At 48.8% G+C, this 18,091-nt stretch carries 11 protein-coding genes and 4 pseudogenes; 11 read left to right on the top strand and 4 right to left on the bottom strand.

Annotated features, from left to right (window positions below; all coding sequences use genetic code 11):
* Positions 1-27: 27 nt before the first annotated feature.
* On the bottom strand, positions 28-879 hold the full coding sequence (locus CRI63_RS05190) for a helix-turn-helix domain-containing protein (protein WP_135518751.1): 852 nt from the start codon (positions 877-879) through the stop codon (positions 28-30).
* A 249-nt stretch (positions 880-1,128) separates the two neighbouring features.
* Between CRI63_RS05190 and CRI63_RS05185 the strand changes: the two are divergent.
* The 4 genes and pseudogenes from CRI63_RS05185 to CRI63_RS05170 all read left to right on the top strand — a co-directional run bounded on the left by CRI63_RS05185 (position 1,129) and on the right by CRI63_RS05170 (position 5,360).
* Positions 1,129-1,999: pseudogene (locus tag CRI63_RS05185) on the top strand (aldo/keto reductase).
* A 516-nt stretch (positions 2,000-2,515) separates the two neighbouring features.
* A complete protein-coding gene (locus tag CRI63_RS05180; RefSeq protein ID WP_135518713.1) occupies positions 2,516-3,235 on the top strand; it encodes a (Fe-S)-binding protein in 720 nt (239 codons plus the stop codon).
* A 10-nt stretch (positions 3,236-3,245) separates the two neighbouring features.
* Positions 3,246-4,672: pseudogene (locus tag CRI63_RS05175) on the top strand (LutB/LldF family L-lactate oxidation iron-sulfur protein).
* The gene (locus CRI63_RS05170) at positions 4,665-5,360 is read left to right on the top strand and encodes a lactate utilization protein C (protein WP_135518709.1); all 696 of its coding nucleotides are present in this window, start codon (positions 4,665-4,667) and stop codon (positions 5,358-5,360) included. The pseudogene CRI63_RS05175 and the gene CRI63_RS05170 overlap by 8 nt, the downstream one beginning before the upstream one ends.
* Before the next feature lie 96 nt (positions 5,361-5,456).
* Here the strand turns inward: CRI63_RS05170 and CRI63_RS24225 are convergent.
* Positions 5,457-5,686 (bottom strand): annotated as a pseudogene (locus CRI63_RS24225) (choline dehydrogenase); the annotation flags it as partial.
* A 597-nt stretch (positions 5,687-6,283) separates the two neighbouring features.
* On the opposite strand from CRI63_RS24225, the gene CRI63_RS05165 reads away from it, so the two are divergent.
* Positions 6,284-10,285: an autotransporter outer membrane beta-barrel domain-containing protein gene (locus CRI63_RS05165; RefSeq protein ID WP_135518707.1), complete on the top strand. Its 4,002-nt coding sequence runs from the start codon at positions 6,284-6,286 to the stop codon at positions 10,283-10,285.
* 139 nt (positions 10,286-10,424) lie between these two features.
* A complete protein-coding gene (locus CRI63_RS05160; protein WP_130209778.1) occupies positions 10,425-11,513 on the top strand; it encodes an EAL domain-containing protein in 1,089 nt (362 codons plus the stop codon).
* A 41-nt stretch (positions 11,514-11,554) separates the two neighbouring features.
* Here CRI63_RS05160 and CRI63_RS05155 read toward each other — a convergent pair whose 3' ends face one another.
* Positions 11,555-12,487, bottom strand: a complete 933-nt coding sequence (locus CRI63_RS05155; RefSeq protein ID WP_063069923.1) for a LysR substrate-binding domain-containing protein — start codon at positions 12,485-12,487, stop codon at positions 11,555-11,557.
* 91 nt (positions 12,488-12,578) lie between these two features.
* Positions 12,579-13,077, bottom strand: a pseudogene (locus tag CRI63_RS05150) (DUF1097 domain-containing protein).
* A 257-nt stretch (positions 13,078-13,334) separates the two neighbouring features.
* Here CRI63_RS05150 and CRI63_RS05145 point away from each other — a divergent pair.
* From CRI63_RS05145 to CRI63_RS24665, 5 genes are all read left to right on the top strand, one after another.
* Positions 13,335-13,940, top strand: coding sequence for an ankyrin repeat domain-containing protein (locus tag CRI63_RS05145; RefSeq protein WP_000153100.1), 606 nt, complete (start codon positions 13,335-13,337; stop codon positions 13,938-13,940).
* A gap of 39 nt (positions 13,941-13,979) precedes the next feature.
* Positions 13,980-14,843: a DUF2877 domain-containing protein gene (locus CRI63_RS05140; protein WP_135518705.1), complete on the top strand. Its 864-nt coding sequence runs from the start codon at positions 13,980-13,982 to the stop codon at positions 14,841-14,843.
* A complete protein-coding gene (fdrA, locus tag CRI63_RS05135; protein ID WP_130224209.1) occupies positions 14,833-16,380 on the top strand; it encodes an acyl-CoA synthetase FdrA in 1,548 nt (515 codons plus the stop codon). The genes CRI63_RS05140 and fdrA overlap by 11 nt, the downstream gene beginning before the upstream one ends.
* Positions 16,380-17,798: a DUF1116 domain-containing protein gene (locus tag CRI63_RS05130; protein ID WP_130259198.1), complete on the top strand. Its 1,419-nt coding sequence runs from the start codon at positions 16,380-16,382 to the stop codon at positions 17,796-17,798. Before fdrA ends, CRI63_RS05130 begins: the two co-directional genes overlap by 1 nt.
* A gap of 45 nt (positions 17,799-17,843) precedes the next feature.
* A partial coding sequence (locus CRI63_RS24665; protein WP_276606363.1) for a hypothetical protein occupies positions 17,844-18,091 on the top strand: 248 nt, incomplete at its 3' end.

The following is an 18,091-nucleotide window of genomic DNA, read 5'->3' as shown; positions in this document are numbered from 1 at the left end:
TAAAACTCAATAAGACATAGCGACAAACTAAACCGGACGAACGGGGATAAAAATTTCGCAAACAACATCATTGCCATCCTTTTCTACGAAATCTTCATTGTAATAAAAGCGCTCAATATCGCTGCCGTTCACTCTGGCTAACCCCCTGGCAGGCAACTCTATCAGATAGATGTTCCGCACCCAGTCAGGATAATGTTCCCAGTTTCCTTCATAACGGAAAGATGCATAAAGTCCTCGGGTCGTTGTCCACTCTTTCGGCATGTCAGCATATTCACATACCGTACCAGCAAAGGTTTCAACTGTGAGTAAATCGACCGACTTTGTTGATGGTTTAAACGTTGAGACGAAATAGATATCCGTCTTAAAATCCTTCATACACCGGGCTAAATGATGACGTCGCAATTTGACTTCTTCATCCGGTGATTTATTCGATATTTCAGTATCATACTTAAATGAATTGCCAAAAATACGTGTTTCAGGGAAATGAATTAATGTGCAATCAATTTTTGTATGTTGGCGTGCTAAAAATGGAGGGAAGATATTTTCCAGATCCCAATAATCACGGAGCCGGTATTCTCGGGGAGAGCATCCGAACAATTTTTTAAATTCGCGACTGAATGACTGCTGTGAATCAAAATGCAAAGATAGTGCAATATCAAGCATAGATTTCGCTGTGAGTCGGACAAGAATAGCTGCCCGGCAAAGTCTTCGTTTGCGAATGTATTCTCCCAGCGGCACATGCATGAAGTTTCTGAACAGGAGCTGGATATTGCGTCTACTGTAGCCAGATTTCTGTGCGATATCTTCGATTGAGATAGGGTTACCGAGATTGCACTCAATCCACTCCAGGAGCTGCTGTAGAATCTTCTGCCTGATCATCACATTCTCCATTAATTCTTCGTCATATCGCACATTTTTTGTTATGTCCAGGGCCCTAAGTGTATCAAAAACAGCAAGGCACGAGGCAAAAGCACTGATAGCGTCTGCTTCATTGTCCCCGAAAATAGAGAAATTACAGTCCCCTATTATTAATGAAATTTTTACATAAGTGATATCAAAATCCACATACTAATCTGCGGTCATGTTTTAACGTAGACTAATGATTCATACGTAATGGAGGGACTGCTAGTGGAATTTTCCGTATTAAGCAACAATCTGAAAATGCCGATGATGGGATTTGGTGTTTTTCAGGTTACCGATAAAGAAGTATGTAAACAATCAGTGTTGAATGCTATCCGAACCGGTTATCGACTCATCGACACTGCAGCGGTATATGGTAATGAAGACGCCGTCGGCGACGCTATTCGTGAAGCCATTTCGGAAGGTTTCTGTACCCGCGAGGAGTTATTTATTACGTCTAAATTGTGGGTACAGGACATGGTTGATCAGGATACGGCAAAAGCAGGTATTGAAGCGTCATTAAAAAAAATCGGGACTTGAATACTTTGATCTCTATTTATTGCACCAGGCAATGCGCGATTATTTCAGTGCATGGCGTGCACTGGAAGAGGCCTATGAAGAGGGCAAACTGAAAGCGATTGGGGTTTCCAATTTCTATCCTCATGTTCTGGCAAACTTTTGTGAAACAGTCAGAATTAAGCCAATGGTCAACCAGGTTGAGTTGCATCCCTATTTTGCCCAACCAGAAGCGCTGGCAACCATGAAGTACTACAACGTGCAGCCTGAAGCATGGGCACCATTAGGTGGGGGAAGACATAAACCATTTGAAAACAGCCTGCTTCAGGGTATTGCAAATGCCCACCAAAAATCGATTTCTCAGGTAATTCTACGCTGGAATATTCAACGGGGAGTGGTTGTTATTCCAAAATCGACTCATCAGCATCGTATTGAAGAGAACTTCGCTATCTGGGATTTTTCACTGACAGAGAAAGAAATGGCGCAAATAAGCTCACTTGATCTGGGGTATGTTGGCGAATCCGTAAAACATTTTAATCCTGAGTTTGTTCGTGGCTGTCTTGGTGTAAAAATACATAACTAATTAGACTTATCAGGATGCTACCTGACCGGCACTCTGAAAATATAACTTATAGCAGATGTTATTATATATTTTCCGAAGGCGGAAGCTCATTATAAAAGTAAAAATACACACTGAATCGCTTCAGTAAGATAAAATTACAGTTATTAATGGTTGTGAAATTATTGTTAATAATTTCATTTATACTCATTTGGGGGACTGTTCTAATAGATACCAAATGAGTATCTTTAAATAGGTATTTAAGATAAATCCAATGAAATTCAATACGTTATTGTATCGAATGCATGATTCCGTGTTGTTAGTGGCGATCATTATAAAAATGTGAGCGACGCCGAAAGAAATAAAATTAGCTATTGCATCCAGGTATCCAATGATGGATTATTGATTTGTCATACAAATCAGTTTGAATTTGTATTCTGCTACCCAATAAAAAAGCCGCCATTTTTATTGATGTCTGATAACCCGGAAGGAGTGGTTGCGATCAGGCATAAATAGAAATGAAGCAATGGAGTATTGGTTGTGAATGTAAATTTCTTTGTTACCTGTATCGGTGATGCCCTGAAATCAAGGATGGCACGCGACTCCGTGCTGCTCCTGGAAAAACTCGGCTGTCGCGTAAATTTTCCTGAGAAACAGGGATGCTGCGGTCAGCCTGCGATCAATAGTGGTTATATCAAAGAAGCGATCCCAGGAATGAAAAATCTGATCGCTGCACTTGAAGATAACGACGATCCCATTATTTCTCCCGCCGGTTCCTGCACTTACGCCGTAAAAAGTTACCCAACATATCTGGCTGACGAACCAGAATGGGCAACACGTGCAGAAAAGGTCGCCGCACGTATGCAGGATCTCACTTCTTTTATTGTCAATACATTAGGGGTAGTCGATGTAGGCGCCAGCTTGCAAGGGAGGGCGGTATATCATCCATCCTGTAGTCTGGCCCGTAAGCTGGGTGTGAAGGATGAACCACTTACGCTGCTAAAAAATGTACGTGGACTGGAGCTGTTGCCCTTTGCCGAACAGGATACTTGCTGCGGGTTTGGCGGTACGTTCTCGGTCAAAATGGCCGAAATTTCCGGCGAGATGGTGAAAGAAAAGGTTTCACACCTGATGGAGGTCTGTCCTGAGTATTTAATTGGTGCCGACATTAGTTGCTTGCTGAATATAAGTGGGCGATTACAACGGGAAGGGCAGAAAGTCAAAGTGATGCATATTGCTGAAGTGCTGATGAGCCGCTGAGGGTATAAAGATGTCGATCAAAACCAGTAATACAGAATTCAAGAAACGCATCCGTCAGCAAATTGAAGATCCGATCATGCGCAAAGCGGTGGCAAACGCGCAGCAGCGTATTGGAGCAAATCGGCAAAAATGGTCGATGAATTAGGTCACTGGGAGGAGTGGCGCGATCGTGCCAGCCAGATACGTGATCATGTTCTGAGTAATCTCGACGCTTATCTGTACCAGCTCTCCGAAAAAGTGACGCAAAACGGCGGTCACGTCTGGTTTGCAAAAACCAAAGAAGACGCTACCCGCTACATTTTACAGGTCGCCCAACGCAAAAATGCCCGGAAGGTGGTGAAATCTAAATCGATGGTGACCGAAGAGATTGGCGTCAATCATGTGTTGCAGGATGCTGGCATTCAGGTGATTGAAACCGATCTGGGTGAATACATTCTTCAGTTGGATCAAGATCCGCCATCTCATGTTGTGGTTCCGGCTATCCATAAAGATCGCCACCAGATCCGCCGGGTGCTACACGAACGTCTGGGCTATGATGGCCCGGAGACGCCTGAAGCGATGACCTTATTCATTCGTCAAAAGATCCGTGAAGATTTCCTCAGTGCCGAAATCGGTATAACCGGCTGTAATTTCGCGGTAGCAGAAACCGGTTCGGTATGCCTGGTGACCAATGAAGGCAATGCGCGAATGTGTACCACGCTACCTAAAACGCACATCGCGGTGATGGGGATGGAGCGTATTGCCCCCACGTTTGCCGAGGTTGATGTATTGATCACCATGCTGGCGCGTAGTGCCGTTGGCGCACGTTTGACGGGATACAACACCTGGCTGACAGGGCCGCGCGAAGCGGGGCATGTGGACGGGCCTGAAGAGTTTCATCTGGTTATTGTTGATAACGGGCGTTCTGAGGTGCTGGCCTCTGAATTTCGGGATGTGCTGCGCTGTATTCGCTGCGGAGCCTGTATGAATACTTGTCCGGCATATCGCCACATTGGAGGTCACGGATACGGCTCAATTTACCCAGGGCCAATCGGCGCGGTGATTTCTCCGTTACTTGGCGGCTATAAAGATTTTAAAGATTTACCTTACGCCTGCTCTTTATGCACGGCCTGTGACAGCGTGTGTCCGGTGCGTATTCCTCTGTCGAAACTGATTTTGCGTCATCGTCGGGTGATGGCTGAAAAAGGGATCACCGCAAAAGCAGAGCAACGGGCGATCAAAATGTTCGCTTATGCCAATAGCCATCCAGGATTGTGGAAAGTTGGAATGATGGCAGGCGCTCATGCGGCAAGCTGGTTTATCAGTGGTGGCAAAACACCACTCAGGATCGGTGCGATTAGCGACTGGATGGAAGCCCGCGATCTTCCTGAAGCTGACGGCGAGAGTTTCCGTAGTTGGTTTAAGAAACATCAGGCGCAGGAGAAAAAAAATGGATAATCGAAGCGAATTCTTGCAAAACGTTGCTCAGGCACTGGGCCGCCCGCTGCGACTCGAACCGCAAACGGAAGATGTGCCGCTTAACAACTATGCAAACGAGCGTCTTACTGAACTTAACCCGCAACAGCGCTGTGACGCGTTTATCCAGTTTGCCAGCGATGTTATGTTGACGCGTTGTGAACTGACCAGCGAGGCGCAGGCCGCGGATGCTGCATTACGCCTGTGTAAAGAGCTGGGAGAGCAGTCGGTGCTGATTAGCGGTGACAGGCGACTGGAAGAGCTGGGGATCCGTGAGCGTTTACAACAGGAATGCAATGCCGCCGTGTGGGATCCGCTGAAAGGTGCCGAGAATATCTCGCAGGCAGAGCAGGCTAAAGTTGGCGTAGTGTATGCTGAATATGGCTTAACAGAATCGGGAGGCGTGGTGCTTTTTTCCGCTGCTGAGCGTGGGCGCTCGTTGAGTTTGCTCCCTGAGTCCTCAATTTTTATCCTGCGTAAAAGCACCATCCTGCCACGTGTGGCGCAACTCGCAGAAAAATTGCATCAGAAAGCGCAGGCCGGTGAACGAATGCCGTCCTGCATTAACATCATTAGCGGCCCTAGTTCAACGGCGGATATTGAGCTTATCAAAGTCGTCGGGGTTCATGGCCCGGTGAAAGCGGTATACCTGATTATTGAGGATTGCTGAGAGGGAGTAGCATGAGAGTTACCTCACGTTTTTTATAGCAGGATTCGGTCCCATATCAAAACGGTAACTCTCAACCTTGCAAAGCCTACAGTCAAATCAAGTCGCGACTGAATTTTTAGCTCGCAGCAGTATTCTATTCACCACAAAATACGCAGCCGTGCTTCTCTCCAATCATAATTGATGCCTCCACCACGCGCAGGCCTTCCAGTTCGTATACGGCCCGCCGTCTCGTCGTAGTCTGTTCTGTACGCATCGCACGGGGGAAAGGCGGTTTCGGTGTAATTACGCACAAGTTCGTTGAGCTGTTTATTGACCTGACAATCGACGCACAGGGAATAGTGTGATGTTCCAGGACGTGCATAAAACTGCGCCATGTCTGCATATGGTGCGAGGATCATTGATTCGTTGTAGAAATTTATGCATATATAATATATGGTTGTAATTTCATATCTTGTAATTCCTCTTAGTCACTTGTAAATCTTATATTCTATTAATTAACGGTTTTATATGAATGAAAGCTGAATGGATTCAGTCTTATGCGCATATATATTTATTAATAAGACAATTCTTATAATTAAATACCTAATAAGAGTTATCACCTTTGTCGGTTATATATTAAATGTGTAATGCCTGCTTCTTGTTTATATTTTGAGTTGATTTGAGCTCTTAGATACATATAATGCGCATATGTTCGAGACTGGGGGCTAATGTAAGGATTAAGTTAAGATTGTTAATTTGAAATAGGTGTCCGGTAGTAAGTTAATCTATTATTACTCTCTGAACTGCATACCCAGGTATGTGGTTATCAATGTTATGCGATTTTTTTGAATTTATATATGCCATGAGCAGCAACCGGGATGGCATTTTATGCGTTGCTGTTTATGCAATCTTGGTTTTATTTGGATGTATTGCTGGAGATTGTGATGAATAAAATATATCGGCTAAAGTGGAACAGGTCCCGTAACTGTTGGAGCGTCTGCTCTGAACTGGGAAGCAAAATAAAAGGAAAAAAGTCCCGGGCTGTTTTAATTAGCGCGATAAGTTTATATTCATCTCTGGCGTTCTCTGGTGATTTTACCGTGAACCAGGATAAGACTGTTGATTACGGCAAAGATGACCAGCTCATCGATTACCGTATTACGGTGACTGATAATGCTAATCTGGTTATAAATGTAACAGATACTTCCCGTCCTCGTTTTACTCTCGCTTCTAATGGTGGGCTGGATATAACCGGAGGGAAAGTCTATATCAATGGTCAGCTTGACGTCCTGCTGAAAGGGACGGGTTTTCTAAACGTTTCAAATGCTGGTAGTGAGTTGTATGCTGATGATTTATATGACTCAAACTCCGGCTCCTGGCATGATAAAGGCTATTTCAATGTCTCCAACGGCGGCAAAATCCATGTTAAGGGCACCAGTCGTCTGACTTATACGCAGGGAAATGTCAGTGGTGAAGGCAGCCAGGTAAATTCTGAAACCTTCTTTATGGGCGTTTTCAGCAGTTACGGTGGTGATCAGTATCTGTCAGTTAATAACGGCGGTGAAGTTAATGCCAGTAAGCAAATTAGCCTGGGCTATTATAATCAAAACTCCGATACAACACTTGCCGTTTCAGAAGGTGGTAAAATTTCTGCGCCGACTATTAGTTTAAGCACCAACTCTGAGTTAGCGTTAGGTGCACAGGAAGGAAGTGCTGCGAAGGCGGCAGGGATTATTGATGCCGAAAAAATTGAGTTTGTGTGGGCTTCGACATCCGATAAGAAAATCACCTTAAACCACACGGATAAAGACGCGACTATTTCCGCGGATATTGTCAGTGGCAGCGAGGGCCTGGGCTATATCAATGCGCTCAATGGCACGACTTACTTAACCGGTGATAACTCTGCCTTTAGCGGTAAAGTCAAAATTGAGCAAAATGGCGCTTTAGGGATCACCCAAAATATAGGTACAGCAGAAATCACCAACCGCGGGAAATTACACCTGAAGGCTGATGATAGCATGACCTTTGCCAATAAGATTTCCGGCAACGGTACAATAAGTATCGACAGTGGGACGGTGGAGTTGACTGGCAATAACTATGCATTCTACGGATATATTGATGTCGCTTCCGATGCTGTAGCGGTTATTTCTGAAGATAAGAACATCGGCCGTGCAGAACTGGATGTTGATGGCAAACTGCAAATCAATGCCAATAAAGATTGGGTATTTGATAACGATCTTGAAGGTAGAGGCATTGTTGAAATAAACATGGGGAATCACGAATTCTCCTTCGATGAGTTTGCTTATACAGACTGGTTCCAGGGTTCACTGGCGTTCCAGAACACGACATTTAACCTGGAAAAGAATGCTGAGTTTCTGCAGAAAGGCGGGATCACTGCGGGTCAGGGAAGCCAGGTAACAGTGGGTAAGGGCGCTCACTCCATTAGCACTTTGGGATTCTCCGGCGGAACGGTTGATTTTGGTGCCCTGGCAGCAGGTGCACAGATGACAGAAGGGACCGTCAAAGTCAGCAAAACGCTGGATTTGCGCGGCGAGGGTGTGATTCAGGTTTCTGACAGTGACGTTGTCCGCTCAGTATCTCGTGATATTGACTCTGCGTTATCGCTCACTGAAGTCGATGATGGTAACAGCGCCATTAAGCTGGTTGATGCGCAAGGTGCGGAAGTTCTGGGCGATGCGGGCAATCTGCAATTGCAGGATAAAAATGGGCAAATCCTCTCCAGCAGCGCCCAACGTGATATTCAGCAGAATGGACAAACAGCGGCCGTCGGCACTTACGACTATCGTCTGACGAGTGGGGTAAACAATGACGGTCTGTATATCGGTTACGGCCTGACCCAGCTTGATTTACACGCTACCGACAGCGATGCCCTGGTGCTGAGCTCTAACGGTAAAAGCGAGAATGCCGCCGATCTCAGCGCAAAGATTACCGGCAGTGGTGACCTGGCATTCAGCAGCCAGAAAGGTCAGACCGTATCGCTTTCTAACAAAGACAACGACTATACCGGTATTACCGATCTGCGCAGCGGGACGCTCTTGTTGAATAACGATAACGTGTTGGGTAATACCCAGGAACTGCGTCTGGCGGCGGAGACTGAACTGGATATGAATGGTCACAGCCAGACCGTGGGTACGCTCAATGGCGGCGCCGATTCGCTGCTGAACTTAAACGGCGGCAGTCTGACGCTTGCCAACGGGGGGACTTCAGCAGGTTCGTTAACGGGGAACGGAGAGCTGAATATTCAGAGCGGCACGCTGGACGTCGCGGGCGATAACAGCAACCTGACGGCTAATATGAATATTGCCAGCTCGGCTAAAGTGCTGGTAAGTCATGCACAGGGATTGGGGGGCGCAAACGTTGAGAACAACGGTACCCTGGTGTTGAATAATAGCGCTGAAAAAAGAGCGGCTGTGCCTGTGAATTACACCCTGGGCGGCAATCTGACCAACAACGGTACGCTGATGACCGGAGAGTCTGGACAGCAAGCGGGCAACGCGTTAGTGGTGAAGGGGAACTACCATAGTGATAACGGCCGACTGGTGATGAATACGGCACTGAATGGCGATGATTCAGTGACGGATAAACTGGTTGTTGAGGGCGATACCAGCGGCACGACCTCCGTTACGGTGAATAACGCTGGTGGTACAGGTGCTAAAACGCTTAACGGCATTGAACTTATCCATGTTGATGGTAAGTCTGAGGGGGAATTTGTTCAGGCGGGACGTATCGTTGCGGGCGCATATGACTACACTCTCGCGCGTGGTAAGGGGGCAAACAGCGGAAACTGGTATCTGACCAGTGGTGGTGATTCAGCTGAACCGCAACCGGAGCCAGAGCCGATGCCGAACCCGGAGCCAAACCCGAATCCGGAGCCAACCCCGAATCCAGAGCCGAACCCTAACCCGACACCTACGCCGGGTCCGGATCTGAATGTGGATAATGACCTGCGACCGGAGGCGGGTAGCTACATCGCGAACCTTGCAGCAGCGAATACCATGTTCACCACGCGTCTGCATGAGCGTCTGGGTAATACGGACTATACCGACATGGTGACGGGTGAGCAGAAACAAACCGCTATGTGGATGCGCCATGAAGGTGGTCATAATAAATGGCGCGATGGCAGCGGCCAGCTGAAAACCCAAAGCAATCGCTATGTTCTGCAACTGGGAGGCGATATCGCGCAGTGGAGCCAAAACGGCAGCGACCGCTGGCATGTTGGGGTCATGGCGGGATATGGCAACAGCGACAGCAAAACCATTTCCTCGCGAACCGGTTATCGTGCAAAAGCGAGTGTGAACGGATATAGCACCGGCCTGTATGCCACCTGGTATGCCGATGACGAATCGCATAATGGCGCGTATCTCGACAGTTGGGCGCAGTACAGCTGGTTTGATAACACAGTGAAAGGGGATGACTTACAAAGTGAATCCTATAAATCAAAAGGATTTACCGCTTCACTGGAAGCTGGATACAAACACAAATTAGCTGAATTTAATGGCAGCCAGGGAACGCGTAATGAATGGTATGTTCAGCCACAAGCACAGGTTACCTGGATGGGAGTCAAAGCCGATAAGCACCGCGAAAGCAACGGAACCCTCGTTCATAGCAACGGTGATGGCAACATTCAGACTCGACTTGGTGTAAAAACCTGGCTGAAGAGTCATCATAAAATGGACGACGGTAAATCCCGCGAGTTCCAGCCGTTTGTAGAAGTGAACTGGTTGCATAACAGTAAGGATTTCAGCACCAGCATGGATGGCGTGTCAGTCACTCAGGATGGAGCCCGAAATATTGCCGAGATAAAGACGGGTGTTGAAGGACAGCTAAATGCCAACCTGAATGTCTGGGGAAATGTGGGCGTTCAGGTTGCTGATAAGGGATATAATGACACCTCTGCAATGGTTGGCGTTAAGTGGCAATTCTGATCTGAATAATAAGTAAAAGGAGAGAGCCGAATGGGTGCTAATTCGGCTCTCTGTGTCATTTTCTTGCAGCCAGCTTTTCCTGCCAGAGTGAAGACAAGCAGATTAAGCTGGCGCACAAGATTTAATCAAGGTGTGTTAAATGGCTTCGCATGATTTGAGTGTTTTTTTGGAAGAGTTCGGCGCAACGGTGAATTTGACGTTGCCTGGTATTGTGTCCGAAAAAGAACGGCTTTTACTCAAGCTGCTAATGGAGGGGATGTCGGTTACAGAAATCTCACAGTACAGAAATCGCAGTGCAAAGACAATTTCACATCAAAAGAAGCAGTTGTATGAGAAATTAGGCATCCAGAGTGATATTACCTTCTGGCGGGATATCTTTTTTCAGTATCACCCGCAGGTAACCACTGCTACGGGAAATAAAAATAAAATTTATCTTCCTGACAACCGTTGTCACCATATTGTCACACCTGAAGCCATCAGTCTGGCGCTGGAAAACCATGAATTCAAACCGTGGATCCAACCGGTATTTTGTGCTCAGACAGGGGTACTGACAGGTTGTGAAGTGCTTGTTCGCTGGGAACATCCGCAAACGGGAATCATCCCGCCGGATCAATTTATTCCTCTGGCGGAGTCATCTGGTCTTATCGTCATAATGACCCGCCAGTTGATGAAACAGACTGCGGATATTCTGATGCCGGTAAAACATTTGCTGCCGGACAACTTCCATATTGGTATCAACGTCTCGGCGGGCTGTTTTTTGGCTGCGGGATTTGAAAAAGAGTGTCTGAACCTGGTTAAGAAATTAGGTAACGATAAAATCAAACTGGTTCTTGAGCTGACGGAACGTAACCCCATTCCGGTAACGCCAGAAGCCAGAGCGATATTTGATAGCCTTCATCAGCACAATATTACCTTTGCGCTGGATGACTTTGGTACGGGTTATGCGACCTATCGTTACTTGCAGGCGTTCCCGGTCGATTTTATTAAGATCGATAAGTCATTTGTGCAAATGGCGAGCGTGGACGAAATCTCCGGTCATATTGTCGACAATATTGTCGAACTGGCGCGTAAGCCTGGTCTGAGTATCGTCGCGGAAGGGGTAGAAACCCAGGAGCAGGCGGATTTAATGATCGGTAAAGGCGTTCACTTTTTGCAGGGCTATTTGTACTCCCCGCCAGTTCCGGGTAATAAATTTATCTCTGAATGGGTAATGAAAGCAGGTGGTTGATGTAAACCGCTATTCACAGCGCATCGGGAGGTTGGCAGCGATTAATTCTCCCGATGCAGTAAATCCTGATAGATCCCCGTTAATATGCCATTTGGCGCAAATTGTTTTTTAATCCACTGCGTCACCTGACCCGTAGCAGAATGCTGAGTCGCCAGTAACATGCGCGAATCCTGGCGCGGATTATGGATTTGTCGGGTAACCAGCAGGGATTGCGTCATCGCCTCACGGACCATGTAATCCGGCAAAAAACCAATCCCTTCACCTAAAATCTGGCACTGACATTTGGTATTGAAATCTGGCACCAGAATTGACTCCTGCCCGTGCAGCAACCAGCCCACTTTTTTATTAATCGTATGCGCGGTGTCCTCCACCATGATATTAGGATAGAGACGCAGTTGGCTTTCGGCGATGGGTTCCGGCACAAAGGCTAACGGGTGATCCGGGGCGATGGCAAAAGCCCAGCGAATCGCGCCAATCTCCGTGTAATCAATGCCGCCACCGTCCAGCAGCGTGTCGGGCGCGCCGATGGCGATATTTGCCTGATTATTAATAATTGCATCCCAGACGCCGTTATATACTTCGGTCGTCACGGTAATCTGGCAGGTAGGAAACTGCTTTTTCAGCACCTGTAATAAGCGTGCGGTGTGCTTGGGCGTATAAAGCAGCTGATTAATACAAATGCGCACACGCGCTTCTATGCCCTGCGAAATAGTATCGATACTGCGTTTAATGGCGTGAAAATCATTCAGCAGGTCGGTAGCTTTGCGGAAAAAATAACGCCCGGACTCGGTTAACTCAATGCTGCGGGTGTTGCGAGTGAACAGCACCACATCCAGCCCCGTCTCCATACGCTTGATGGTGTAGCTAATGGCGGAAGTGGTTAAACCCAACTCTTCTGCCGCTTTACTGAAGCTGCCAAAACGCGCAGCGGTAGTAAATGCCAACAGGTTTTCTTCGGTAAAAATTGAGTTCATTAAACCATTCCCGCCATTATCTACTATGAATTTCTCCAGCTATGACTGTAGAGGTATCGGTTAAAGATAGATAATCATTTTTGAATAACTTTTAATACCCGTCGCGTTTAGTCGTCGCTTCGCTTAATTTTTGTCCACCATATTCTGAAATTATCCCCACGCAGTTACCCGCCAGAAAACCCAGTAATGTCACCGTCCAGTTCATCCCGCTGGCAAAAAACAGCGTCATGCCGAGAAAGCCACCGGGAATAAATGACAGTAACCAGAAACGCCCTTGCCAGACCACCACCGCCGAGAAGGGTACGGTAGTAATTACGCTCGCCCAGAACGCGGACAGTCCACTTACAGAGGCCAGCCAACCAGCAGCCAGCGCGGCGAAAAAACGCCCACACCATCCCGGAATAATTAACCGCCAGACTTCTGATAAACCCCGATTTACCGCCGCCTGCGGCATAAAAACTGCAAAAGGCGACGAAGCCAATGGTTCCTAATAATTCCCATCCCTGAGAGAGCCCGACATGTGAAGACACTAACTGCCAAAGCCCTGCACAAATACCGACGGTGACACCCGTTGCCGTGAGTCCGTTCATCTTGTTCCCCTCTGGTTAGACATGGACGAAAGCTACTCTTACATGTGCAGACTATAGAGAAATAAAACCTGATTGAGTGAAAGGGTATCGGGTCAAAGAAACAAATATTGCACTACCGCACACTACGAAAAGATTGTTGAACATCATTCAACAAAAAGGCGAAATACGGCGAATTAAATTTAAGCGGGTTCTTTTATCAGATTATCGTTGCTATTCTCAATTCATCGAAAACAGCCACAAAAACCAGGGGAATGTGAATGACTATAAAAAATCTACCTGCCGACTATTTATTGGCTGCACAACAGGGCGATATCGATAAAGTAAAAACCTGTCTTGCGCTGGGTGTCGATATTAATACCTGCGATCGCCAGGGGAAAACGGCAATTACGCTGGCAAGTTTATATCAGCAATATGCTTGCGTTCAGGCATTAATTGATGCCGGAGCGGATATTAATAAACAAGACCTGACATGTTTAAATCCTTTTTTAATGAGTTGCCTGAACGGTGATTTAACGCTGCTACGAATTATTTTACCGGCTAAACCAGACCTTAATTGCGTCACCCGTTTCGGTGGTGTCGGCCTGACGCCTGCCTGTGAAAAAGGCCATTTAAGTATTGTAAAAGAGCTTTTGGCACATACGGAGATTAACGTTAACCAGACCAACCATGTTGGCTGGACGCCGCTACTGGAAGCGATTGTGCTTAACGATGGCGGGATTAAACAGCAGGCGATTGTCCAGCTATTGCTGGAACACGGGGCCAGCCCGCATCTGACCGATAAATATGGCAAAACGCCACTGGAACTGGCGCGGGAACGGGGTTTTGAAGAGATTGCGCAGTTGCTGATTGCCGCAGGCGCATAAACCAGGAGGCTTGCTATCAACACACCAGAAAGACGGTGTGTGTGGGCGCTAACTGCGGATGCGGATTTTCTGGCGCAGCGGGGGAAAGGACAGGTTGAACAGGTCTTTGCCAGAGCGGTAAATATCGCACTCCCGGCCCGCCAGCAGTTGCTGACGCTGCTTTGTGAAGAGTACGACAATGCGCCAAACAGTTGTCGGTTGGCACTCACTCACTTTGATGATCTGTTCCGGCATGGTGATAAGGTTCAGTTTGACGATCAAGGCATTACGGTTGGTCAACATCTTCATATAGAGATGAGTCGTTGTCGGCGTTGGCTGTCCCCAACCTTGCAAATGACCGCTCTGAATTTTCACCTTATCGCCTGGCAACAGTGGCACGACATTATTCATCAGCACCTGGGGGAAAATGAAACCCTGTTTAATTATCGCGGCGATAATCCGTTTTATCAGGCTTTAAATAAAGAACTACATATTAAACGACAAGCAGTTATTCAGGCCGTAAACGAAAAACAAAATATCGCCGCAGCGGTCGCCAGTATGATGGGCTTAGGGATTGGCCTTACGCCATCAGCTGACGATTATTTAACAGGACTGGCGCTTATTTTATTTATATCCGGGCATCCGGCGGAAAAATACAAAGAGGAATTTTATCGCGGCCTGCAACGCGGCAGAAAAAATACCACGTTATTAAGTGCTATTACGCTGGAGGCCGCATTACAACAACGCTGCCGGGAAAATATTCATCGTTTTATTCACAATATTATTTATGACATCCCTGGGAACGCAACTCAGGCAATAGAAAAAATTAAACATATTGGCTCCAGTTCCGGCTGCGACATGCTGTATGGCATGGCCGATGGTTGTGCGCTGAGCCAAACCTACGGAGGGAATTATGTCAGTTAAAATAGTCATTAAACCGAATACCTATTTTGATTCTGTCTCGCTGATGTCTATCTCCACGCGTGCAAATAAACTCGACGGCGTCGAGCAGGCATTTGTGGCGATGGCGACCGAAATGAACAAAGGTGTGCTGAAAAATTTAGGATTGCTGACGCCGGAGCTGGAACAGGCGAAAAACGGCGACCTGATGATTGTCATCAACGGCAAAGCGGGCGCGGACAACGAGCAGTTGCTGGTGGAGATTGAAGAGTTGTTCAACACCAAAGCGCAAAGCGGCTCGCACGAGGCACGTTACGCCACGATTGCCAGCGCCAAAAAGCATATCCCGGAAAGTAACCTGGCAGTGATTTCGGTCAACGGCCTGTTTGCTGCGCGCGAAGCGCGTCAGGCGCTGCAAAACGACCTTAACGTGATGCTGTTTTCCGATAATGTCTCGGTTGAAGATGAACTGGCGCTCAAGCAGCTGGCCCACGAAAAAGGGCTGCTGATGATGGGGCCAGACTGCGGCACGGCGATTATTAACGGCGCGGCGCTCTGTTTTGGTAACGCCGTGCGTCGTGGCAACATCGGTATTGTTGGCGCATCTGGCACCGGCAGCCAGGAACTGAGCGTCCGTATCCATGAATTTGGCGGCGGCGTTTCGCAACTGATTGGCACCGGCGGGCGCGACCTGAGCGAGAAAATCGGCGGCCTGATGATGCTCGACGCTATCGGGATGCTGGAAAACGATCCGCAAACTGAAATCATTGTGCTTATCTCCAAACCGCCCGCGCCTGCGGTGGCCCGCAAAGTGCTGGAACGCGCACGCGCCTGCCGCAAGCCGGTGGTGGTCTGCTTCCTCGGTCGTGGCGAAACGCCAGTGGATGAGCAGGGGCTACAGTTTGCTCGCGGCACCAAAGAAGCGGCGCTGAAAGCGGTAATGCTCTCCGGCGTGAAACAAGAACATCTCGACCTGCATACCCTGAACCAGCCGTTGATTGCTGACGTGCGCGCTCGCCTGAAGCCGCAACAGAAATACATTCGTGGCCTGTTCTGCGGCGGTACGCTGTGCGACGAAACCATGTTCGCGGTGATGGAAAAACATGGCGATGTCTACAGCAACATTCAGCCCGATCCTGAATTCCGCCTGAAAGATATCAACCGCAGCATCAAACACACCTTCCTCGACTTTGGCGATGACGACTTCACCAACGGCAAGCCGCACCCGATGATTGACCCGACCAACCGTATCAGCCGCTTGATCGAAGAAGCGCGCGATCCAGAAGTGGCGGTGATCGTGATGGATTTTGTGCTCGGATTTGGATCGCATGAAGATCCGGTCGGCTCCACCATCGAGGCGATCAAAGAAGCGAAAGCGATCGCCGCTGCCGAAGGACGCGAGTTGATCATTCTCGCCTATGTGCTGGGTACCGATCTCGATACGCCATCGTTAGAACAACAAAGCCAGATGCTGCTTGATGCCGGAGTGATTCTGGCGAGCAGCAGCACCAATACCGGATTGCTGGCGCGTGAATTTATCTGCAAAGGGGAGGAAGCCTGATGAGCCAGTCACTGTTTAGCCAACCGTTGAACGTTATTAACGTCGGCATCGCCATGTTTAGCGATGACCTGAAAAAGCAGCATGTAGAAGTGACCCAACTTGACTGGACGCCGCCGGGGCAGGGCAATATGCAGGTGGTACAGGCGCTGGATAACATTGCCGATTCGCCGCTGGCAGACAAAATCGCCGCCGCTAACCAGCAGGCGCTGGAGCGCATTATCCAGTCGCATCCGGTGCTGATTGGTTTTGATCAGGCGATTAACGTGGTGCCGGGCATGACGGCGAAAACCATTCTTCACGCCGGGCCGCCCACCACCTGGGAAAAAATGTGCGGCGCGATGAAAGGCGCGGTCACCGGGGCGCTGGTGTTCGAAGGGCTGGCGAAAGATCTCGATGAGGCGGCTGAACTGGCGGCCTCCGGGGAGATCACCTTCTCGCCGTGCCACGAGCACGACTGCGTGGGATCGATGGCGGGCGTTACCTCTGCCTCGATGTTTATGCACATCGTGAAAAACAAAACCTACGGCAACATCGCTTACACCAATATGAGCGAGCAGATGGCGAAGATATTGCGTATGGGCGCTAACGACCAGAGCGTGATTGACCGCCTGAACTGGATGCGCGATGTGCAGGGGCCAATGCTGCGCGACGCGATGAAAATTATCGGCGAGATCGATCTGCGCTTAATGCTGGCGCAGGCGCTGCATATGGGCGATGAATGCCATAACCGCAATAACGCCGGGACGACGCTGCTGATTCAGGCGCTGACGCCGGGGATTATTCAGGCAGGTTATTCCGTCGAGCAACAGCGCGAAGTGTTTGAGTTTGTCGCCAGCAGCGACTACTTCTCCGGCCCGACGTGGATGGCGATGTGTAAAGCGGCGATGGATGCGGCGCACGGCATCGAATACAGCACCGTGGTCACCACCATGGCGCGTAACGGCGTCGAGTTTGGCCTGCGGGTCAGCGGATTACCGGGGCAATGGTTTACCGGCCCGGCGCAGCAGGTCATCGGCCCGATGTTTGCCGGTTATAAGCCGGAAGATTCGGGGCTGGATATCGGCGATAGCGCCATCACCGAAACCTACGGTATTGGCGGATTTGCTATGGCGACCGCGCCCGCTATCGTCGCGCTGGTGGGCGGCACGGTGGAAGAAGCTATTGATTTCTCCCGTCAGATGCGCGAAATCACCCTTGGCGAAAACCCCAACGTCACCATTCCGCTGCTCGGTTTTATGGGCGTGCCGTCGGCAATCGACATCACCCGCGTGGGCAGCAGCGGCATTCTGCCGGTGATCAACACCGCCATCGCCCATAAAGATGCGGGCGTCGGCATGATTGGTGCGGGTATTGTGCATCCACCATTCGCCTGCTTCGAGAAAGCCATTCTTGGCTGGTGCGAACGTTACGGCGTCTGACTTACATGTTTATGCCGGATGCGGCGTGAACGCCTTATCCGGCCTATGAATGGCCCGAGAATTGTAGGCCTGATAAGCGTAGCGCATCAGGCATTTGTCACCATTGCCGGATGCGACGTGAACGCCTTATCCAGCCTACGGATGGCGCAAGAATCTGTAGGCCTGATAAGCGTAGCGCATCAGGCATTTGTCACCACTGCCGGATGCGGCGTGAACGCCTTATCCGGCCTACGAAGTGGCCNGNGAATGATTNTGNCGCTGATAAGCGTAGCCGCATCAGGCATTGTCAGCCA

The organism is Escherichia sp. E2661 (genome assembly GCF_004745185.1).
Lineage (GTDB): Bacteria > Pseudomonadota > Gammaproteobacteria > Enterobacterales > Enterobacteriaceae > Escherichia.
Note: the sequence above shows the minus strand (reverse complement) of the source record. Positions and strands in the feature narration are given on the sequence as shown.